Source organism: Mesorhizobium sp. M7A.F.Ca.ET.027.02.1.1 (assembly GCF_004022985.1).
Lineage (GTDB): Bacteria > Pseudomonadota > Alphaproteobacteria > Rhizobiales > Rhizobiaceae > Mesorhizobium.
The window spans coordinates 1-7,118 of record NZ_RZOL01000329.1 but is presented as its reverse complement, the minus strand read 5'-3'; the positions used below and the strand labels follow the sequence as shown (position 1 = coordinate 7,118).

The window sequence follows — 7,118 nt, the reverse complement described above, 5'->3', positions numbered from 1 at the left end:
GACGGCGTCGAAGCCGGCATTGGCGACCGCCGGGATCTGCGGATTGGCGCACATTTCGCCAGGCCCCTTGGCGCCATAAGGTCCGTCCGCCGAGGGACGCTCCAGCACGATGATCTCGGTCTCGGCGAGGTCGCCGGGGCCGGGCATCAGATACTGGTTGAAGTCGGTGCCGCCATGGTCGCGGTTGGGATAATAGGGCTCGGTCGTCTCATAGAGCGCATGGCTGATGCCCATCCAGGAGCCGCCGACCAGCTGCTGTTCGACCATCTTTGGGTTGAGCGCGCGGCCGATCTCGAAGACGTTCTTGACTGTCAGCACGGTCACCTCGCCGGTCTCGTCGTCGACCTCGACCTCGGCCACCGTGCAGGCATGGGCATAACAGGTCGACGGCTTCATCGCGCCGGTTTCTTTCTCGGGATAGGAGCGCGGGATCAGGAACATGCCGCGGCCTGATATCGAGCGGCCGCGCTTGAAATGTGCCGACAGCGCGACATCGAAGATCGAGATCGATTTTTGCGGTGCGCCCTTGACCAGGATGTTGCCCTGGCCGTCGGTCTCGAGGTCGGATGCATTCACCTCCAACTCCTCGGCCGCCACTTCCAGCATCACCTGGCGGGCTTCCCTTGCCGCCTGGATGACGGCGTTGCCGGCGCGGTGCGTGCCGCGCGAGGCGAAGGTGCCCATGCAGTGCGGGCCGGTGTCGGTGTCGGCGGTGTCGACGACGACACGGTCGGTCGGCACGCCGATCGTCTCGGCGCAGATCTGCGCCATGATCTGCTTCATGCCCTGGCCGAGATCGACCGATGATAGCGTCACCATGAAATTGCCGGTCGGCGTCGAATGCACCAGCGCCTGCGTCGGGTCGCCGCCGAGGTTCATGCCGGTGGGATAGTTGATCGCGGCAACGCCGCGTCCACGCCTGATCGCCATCTCAAGCTCCCTTCACGTAGGATGACATCGCCATGTATTTCTCCGCCACCGGCCAGTTGGCGGCGCGCGAGGCTTCCTGCATGCACTCGATCAGCGCCGCGCCCTCGGTCGGCTGGCGGTGCGCCTTCATGTCGCCGTCGCGATAGGCGTTGATGAAGCGGAATTCGAGCGGATCCATGCCGATCAGGCGCGCCAGCTTATCCATCTGCACCTCCAGCGCGAAGTCGCCGATGGTGACGCCGAAGCCGCGCATGGCGGAGGAGGGCGTGCGGTTGGTGTAGACGCAGTAGGTGTCGATCCAGACGTTCGGGATGGTGTAGGGGCCGGGATAGTGCCCCGCGCCCTTCTGCGCGCCATAGGGCGAGTGGCGCGAATAGGCGCCGGCATCGGTGTAGCCAGTGACCTTGCGCGCGACGATGCGGCCGTCCTTCATGACGCCGTCCTTGATGACGACCTTTTCAGCGGCGCGTGGCGACGAGATCTGCATCTCCTCCTCGCGGCTGTAGATAAAACAGACTGGTCGTCCTGTTAATTTTGCGCCGAGGATGGCGATCGGCTCGACGATGACGTCGACCTTGCCGCCAAAACCGCCGCCGACGGTGCCGCCGACGAAATGCAGTTTGCTGCCCGGCATCTGCAGGATGATCGAGGTGTTGTCGAGCGTGAAGAACATCGCCTGCGTGTTGGTGTAGCAGGTGAAGCGGTCATTGCCCTCGGGTGCCACCACGCAGCCGGTGGTCTCGGTCGGCGCATGTTCGATCGGCGAGGACTGGTAGCTCTCCTCCAATATGTGGTCGGCGCCGGCGAAGCCCGCCTCGACGTCGCCGAAGCGCACCTTGCGGCACTCGCCGCTGTCGTAGAGATAATAATTCTGGCCGTGATATTCGTTGACCAGCGGTGCGCCGGGTTTCAGCGCCTCTTCCACATCGAAGACGGCCGGCAGCACCTCATAGTCGACCTTGACCTTGGCTGCGGCCTCTTGCGCGGCACGCTCGGTTTCGGCCAGCACCGCCACTACGGCCTCGCCCTTCCAGCGCACCTTGCCGTCGGCAAGCACCGTCTCGTCCTCCGGCCCGACCTGGATCAGGATCAGGATGGTGTAGACATTGTGCGGCACATCCTTGGCGGTCAGAATTTTCACCACACCCGGATGCTTTTCCGCTTCCGACGTGTCGATCGAGCGGATGCGGGCATGGTGATGCGGGCTGCGCACCATCTTCAGGTGCAGCATGCCGGGGAAATTGCGGTCGGCGAAAAAGGCGGTCTTGCCGGTGACATGGCCGGGTGAATCGGAGCGCGGCCGAGGTTGGCCGATCTCGTGCAGATCATCTTTGCGGACATCGGCGAAGTAGTTCTTGCGCAGTTCCATTCTTTTGGACCCCTCAGGCCGCGTTCTGCGAATTGGCGCGGGCGGCAGTCAGCACCGCCTGGATGATCGGTTCGTAGCCGGTGCAACGGCAGATGTTGCCCGATAGCGCCTCGACCACCTCGTCGCGGCTGGGGTTGGGCGTGTGGTCGAGCAGCACCTTGGCCGCCATGATCATGCCCGGCGTGCAGAAGCCGCATTGCGTGGCGAAGGTGTCGAGGAAGGCGCGTTGCAGCGGGTGCAGCACGCCGCTTTCCGAAAGCCCTGAAGTCGTGCTGATGGCCGCCCCATTGCAGGTTTCGGCCAGCGTCAGGCAGGAGAGCCTGAGTTCGCCGTCTATGATCACCGAACAGGCGCCGCAGGTGCCTTGATGGCAGCCGCCTTTCGGCGAGGTGTCGCCGATCTTGTCGCGCAGAGCGTGCAGCAGCGTCGTGCCGCTGTCGATGAATTCGGCCTTCTCCGAGCCATTGAGCGTGAATTGAACCGGAACCTTTGCCATGTTTTCCTCCCAGCGCGCCTGCCCGAACCAGCGGACAGACGCGCGCCCCCGAACGAATATTAAGCGAGCAGCAACCGGCCGAGATGAACCGGCAGGACTTCGGCGCGATACCAGGCGCTGGCGATCGGGTCGGTGATCGGCGAGATGCCATCGCCGGCCGCAGCCAAGGCCGGCGCGATGCCGTCAGCGGTCAGCGTTCGGCCGATCAGCGCTTTTTCCGCCGCCCTGGCGCGCATTGGCCGATCCGCCATGCAGCCGAGCGCGATCCGCGCCGAGGTCACGGTGCCATCCGACGACAGTTCCAGAACAGCGGCTATGCTGAGCACAGAGACACCCTTGGGCTTGACCCTCGACACTTTCAGGAAGCGGAAACTGTCGGCCTTCGGAAGCGTGAAGCTTACGGAAGTGACGACGGCGCGGCTGCCGTCCCGATTGGCCAGAAAAGTCTCGATCGGCGTTTGCCCGTCATCGGTGCCGACCGTCGCATCGAGCGCCAGCAGGGCAACGGCGAAATCGCCATAGGGGGCCGGGGCAAAAAGATTGCCGCCGATGGTCGCCATGTTGCGGATGGCCGGGCCGCCGACGGCGCGAGCGGCCTTGGCGAGCGTGCCAAGCTCCGGATGGCTGGCGATCGCCGCCATCGTCACCGAAGCGCCGATGCGGACTTTATCGCCGGCAACGGCGATGGTGGACAAAGACGGCTCGGTCGACCTGACAAGGCCGGAAACCGAAACATCGCCTTCATTGGCCGCGCGGACGACCAGCGTGCCGCCACCGAGATAGCGTGTGCCCTGGGCTTTCAGTGCCGCGCTAGCGTCCTTCACCGTTGCAAAAGTCTGTAGTGCCAGCGCCATGGTTGGCTCCTGTCAGCTCTGGCCGGCGAAATGGCTTTTCAGGGCGTTGAAGCCGCCTTGAAAGACATTGGCGCCCATGCCCTCGGCCAGCTTGTCTGCCTCCTCGGGCGCGGCGTCGAAGCTGGCGGTCCATTCGGCGTAGGTGCGGTCGCCATCGGTGACGCGCCGCAGCTGCAGGGTCGCCTTGTGGTTGGTCAGCGGCTGCGGCGTCTCGAGGATGGAGTAGCTGACCAGGAAATTCTGATCGGAGAAGTCGAGCAGCTTTTCGCGCAGGCGGGCGCCGCTGGCGAGCTGGAAATTGCGCACGCAGCCGATCGTGGTGGCATCCTTGCCGTCTTCAATGTGGCTTTCCACCATGCGCGGATGCCAGCCCGGCAGCCCGTTGAAGTCGCGTATGCGCGCCCAGACCTTTTCGACCGGCGCGTCGATGACGCTGGATATGGTGACTTTGGCCATTCAAATGTTCCCTTGCAAAAGCGATCCGGTGCAAGGGTAGGGCGGCCATTTCAGCGGCGCTTATCAATGCGTCTTGAGCGTGTATCAAGGAGTCTGAAAAACAGTCGACCTTGACTAAACGAGGACAGGCTCAGGCAATCGCCCGCGCGGCCTCGCGGTAGAGCGTCGGCGGCACGCCGACATGGTCGCGGAAAAAACGCGAGAAATTGCCCTGCGTGGTGAAGCCGAGATTGCAGGCGACCGAGATCAGCGGCTCCCGCGACCATTGCAGCTGCCGCACCGCTTCCTCCATGCGCAGCGTGTTCCAGTAGACATTGGGCGTCAGATTGGTCTGTTCCTTGAACAAAGCGAAGAAATGCGGTCGCGACAGGCCGACGCTGCGCGCCACGTCGTCGAAGCAGATGCGCTCGCAGACATTGGCCTTCATCAGCTGGATTGCCTTGCGGACACGGAAATCCTGCATGGTGTTGATGCGGACACGGGCCTCCTGCGGCGCCGAGGCGTCGGCGGCGTCGAGCACGCTATCGATGAAACGCTCGATCTCGTAGTTGGCGATATCGTCGACGCTCTCATTGTCGCTGAGGTGGTCGAGCAGATTGGCGGCGGCCTGATGCAGCCATGGTTCCAGCGTGATCGCGGCTTGTGTAAACAGCGGTGCCGACGAAGGCAGGTCGCGGCGGCGCCGCGCCCAGTCGGGATCGATGTAGAAGGCGAGAAACAGACCGGGCGTCCCGTTTTGCGACAGAACATGGCTGTGCGGCTGGAAGGAGTTGATGCCGGCGGCCGTTCCAGGTCCAAGCCGGACGGTCTCGCGGCCGATGGTCATTTCGCCGGCCGTACCTTCCAGCCAGATGATCAGATGGGCCTCGACATGGGCATGGGTGACGAAGTCGCTTGCGACATTCAGGATAGATACATGTCCGAACCGGCCCCAGTAGAGCCTGATCGCTTCCGTCATGGGTATATCCTCCCGCAGACGACTGGCCTCCCTTCGTCTGCAACAGGGATTGTGCGGCTGAGTTCGGGGCCGCGTCAAGACGCGCGGGGGCGGCGAGGGCGAATGACGGCCGATGCGGCCGGATTTTCAGACTGAGCGATAGGTTTCCTCTCCTCCCACAAGGGAAGAACGCCCCTCAAACCGAAGCCGTCATGCCGCCATCGACATACAGTGTATGGCCGTTGACGAAAGACGATGCGTCGGACGCAAGGAACACGGCGGCGCCGATCAGCTCGTCGACAGCGCCCCAGCGTCCGGCGGGCGTGCGCTTTTCCAGCCAGGCGGAAAATTCCGGATTGTCGACCAGCGCCTGGTTCATCTCGGTGCGGAAATAGCCGGGCGCGATCGCATTGATCTGCAGGCCGTGTTTGGCCCAGTCGGCGCACATGCCCCTTGTCAGGTTACGGATCGCGCCCTTGGTCGCGGTGTATGGTGCGATGTTCCCCCTTGCCAGTTCGCTCTGCACCGAGCCGATGTTGATGATCTTGCCCTTGCCGCGCGGGATCATGTGGCGGGCGACCGCCTTGCCGACATGGAAGGCGCCCGACACATTGGTCTTGAACAGGCGCTCCCATTGCTCCTCGGGAAAGTCCTCGAGCGGGGCGCGGAACTGCACGCCGGCATTGTTGATGAGGATGTCGATGGCGCCGATCTCGGCCTCGATGCGGGCAATGTCCTCGTTGACCGCCTGAAAATCGGTGACGTCGAAGGTCGAGGCGTGCGCCTTGAAGCCGGCATTGCGCAGCTTTTCGACGGCACCGCCGATCCTGGCGGCGTCGCGGCCGTTCAGCACCACGCTTGCCCCATGTTCAGCCATGCCCCGAGCCAGCGCGAAGCCGATGCCCTGGCCGGAGCCAGTCACCAGCGCCAGCCGCCCCTCGAGGCTGAACAGGGAGTTGGCCATCAAACCGTCTTTTGTTTGACCATGATCTCCGGACAAACGGTTCCGTTTGTCCGAGAAAACCGGTCGACCATCTCTTCGCATTCACGACGCAGCAGGTCGCCGATCAACGCCAGGCGCAGAAGCTGCATGAGGCGATCGAAAAGAACATCCGCCTGCAGCGCCCAGCCGCCGCGCGCAACGCCGTGCACAAGCTGCTTGCAGATACCGACGATGGGATAGGGCGGTGGAGGCGGTGATCGGCGCCAGCCTTGGGCAATCGGTTAAATGGTCTGCTTCTTCCCATCCTTCATCGGCATCAGGTCGACACCGTTCACCCCCGCGATATGCGTTGCCAGCATCGGCACGAATTGCTCGGCCGGCCCGGTTGCATGGGCACCGGCGAAGGAGTTCTTGGTGGCGTTGCCGAGCGGATTGGCAATACCGGCCGCACCCGCCATCGATTCCAGATAGGTCAGGTCCTTGAAGGCATTGGCGATGGTGAATTTGTGCGCGTCGCGGTCACCTTCCAGCGTCCAGCGCATGAAGGTCTGGTAGAAGCCGCAATCCATGCGGCCATTGCGAATGACGCTGTCGAAGCGTGGCGGCGAGATGCCGACCTTCTCAGCCAGCGCCAGCGCCTCGGAATAGATCGCGGCGTAGCCGAGCGAGATGAAATTGTTGAGCAGCTTCATGCGATGGCCGTCGCCGGTGTCGCCGATATGGACGATGCGGCCGGCCCAGGTTTCGATCACCGGCTTCACCCTGGCAAAGAGGGCGTCCGGCGCGCCGACCATGGCGTCGAGCGTGCCTTCCCAGGCTTCCTTCGGCGTGCGGCTGAGCGGCGCGTCGACAAAATCGATTCCGAGCGCCTTGAGTTCCGCTGCCAGCGCCACCGTCGAGACCGGATCGGAGGTCGAGCAGTCGACGACGACCGAGCCCTTTTTCAAGCCCTCCTTGAGGCCGCCGGGGCCGCGAATGATGGCTTCGACCTCGCGCGAACCGGTGACGCAGATGAAGACGATATCAGATGCCGCCGCCACATCGCGCGAGGTCGATGCTTCCGTGGCGCCGCGGCCAAGCAGGTCTTCCGCCGGTTTGCGGTTCTTGCGGCCGAGGAAGGTCAGGCTGTAGCC

8 protein-coding genes and 1 pseudogene are annotated in these 7,118 nt (G+C 63.7%); 1 reads left to right on the top strand and 8 read right to left on the bottom strand.

Annotated elements, in window-relative coordinates; translation table 11 throughout:
- The 7 genes from EN749_RS39480 to EN749_RS27005 form a co-directional block, all read right to left on the bottom strand.
- The coding region (locus EN749_RS39480) for a molybdopterin cofactor-binding domain-containing protein (RefSeq protein WP_145991017.1) at positions 1 to 930 on the bottom strand (930 nt) is incomplete at its 3' end.
- A 1-nt stretch (position 931) separates the two neighbouring features.
- A complete protein-coding gene (locus tag EN749_RS39475; protein ID WP_128309881.1) occupies positions 932 to 2,299 on the bottom strand; it encodes a xanthine dehydrogenase family protein molybdopterin-binding subunit in 1,368 nt (455 codons plus the stop codon).
- Between the two features lie 13 nt (positions 2,300 to 2,312).
- Positions 2,313 to 2,795, bottom strand: a complete 483-nt coding sequence (locus EN749_RS27025) for a (2Fe-2S)-binding protein (protein ID WP_127397969.1) — start codon at positions 2,793 to 2,795, stop codon at positions 2,313 to 2,315.
- Between the two features lie 59 nt (positions 2,796 to 2,854).
- Complete coding sequence (locus EN749_RS27020; RefSeq protein WP_128364319.1) at positions 2,855 to 3,649, bottom strand: FAD binding domain-containing protein; 795 nt, start codon at positions 3,647 to 3,649, stop codon at positions 2,855 to 2,857.
- Positions 3,650 to 3,661: 12 nt separating this feature from the next.
- Complete coding sequence (locus EN749_RS27015; protein WP_127321791.1) at positions 3,662 to 4,105, bottom strand: SRPBCC family protein; 444 nt, start codon at positions 4,103 to 4,105, stop codon at positions 3,662 to 3,664.
- Positions 4,106 to 4,235: 130 nt separating this feature from the next.
- Entirely contained in the window at positions 4,236 to 5,063 is an 828-nt protein-coding gene (locus tag EN749_RS27010) for an AraC family transcriptional regulator (protein WP_128364318.1), read from the bottom strand.
- A 175-nt stretch (positions 5,064 to 5,238) separates the two neighbouring features.
- Complete coding sequence (locus EN749_RS27005) at positions 5,239 to 6,006, bottom strand: SDR family oxidoreductase (protein WP_128364317.1); 768 nt, start codon at positions 6,004 to 6,006, stop codon at positions 5,239 to 5,241.
- Between the two features lie 62 nt (positions 6,007 to 6,068).
- Here EN749_RS27005 and EN749_RS39045 point away from each other — a divergent pair.
- Positions 6,069 to 6,242 (top strand): annotated as a pseudogene (locus tag EN749_RS39045) (FadR family transcriptional regulator); the annotation flags it as partial.
- 24 nt (positions 6,243 to 6,266) lie between these two features.
- Here the strand turns inward: EN749_RS39045 and EN749_RS26995 are convergent.
- Positions 6,267 to 7,118: NAD(P)-dependent oxidoreductase (locus tag EN749_RS26995; protein ID WP_145991016.1), on the bottom strand; the 852-nt coding region annotated here is incomplete at its 5' end.

Bases quoted from the DNA above. Each gene is read 5' to 3' on its own strand.
- EN749_RS39475 (WP_128309881.1), bottom strand. From the start codon at position 2,299: ATGGAACTGCGCAAGAACTACTTCGCCGATGTCCGCAAAGATGATCTG.
- EN749_RS27025 (WP_127397969.1), bottom strand. From the start codon at position 2,795: ATGGCAAAGGTTCCGGTTCAATTCACGCTCAATGGCTCGGAGAAGGCC.
- EN749_RS27020 (WP_128364319.1), bottom strand. From the start codon at position 3,649: ATGGCGCTGGCACTACAGACTTTTGCAACGGTGAAGGACGCTAGCGCG.
- EN749_RS27015 (WP_127321791.1), bottom strand. From the start codon at position 4,105: ATGGCCAAAGTCACCATATCCAGCGTCATCGACGCGCCGGTCGAAAAG.
- EN749_RS27010 (WP_128364318.1), bottom strand. From the start codon at position 5,063: ATGACGGAAGCGATCAGGCTCTACTGGGGCCGGTTCGGACATGTATCT.
- EN749_RS27005 (WP_128364317.1), bottom strand. From the start codon at position 6,006: ATGGCCAACTCCCTGTTCAGCCTCGAGGGGCGGCTGGCGCTGGTGACT.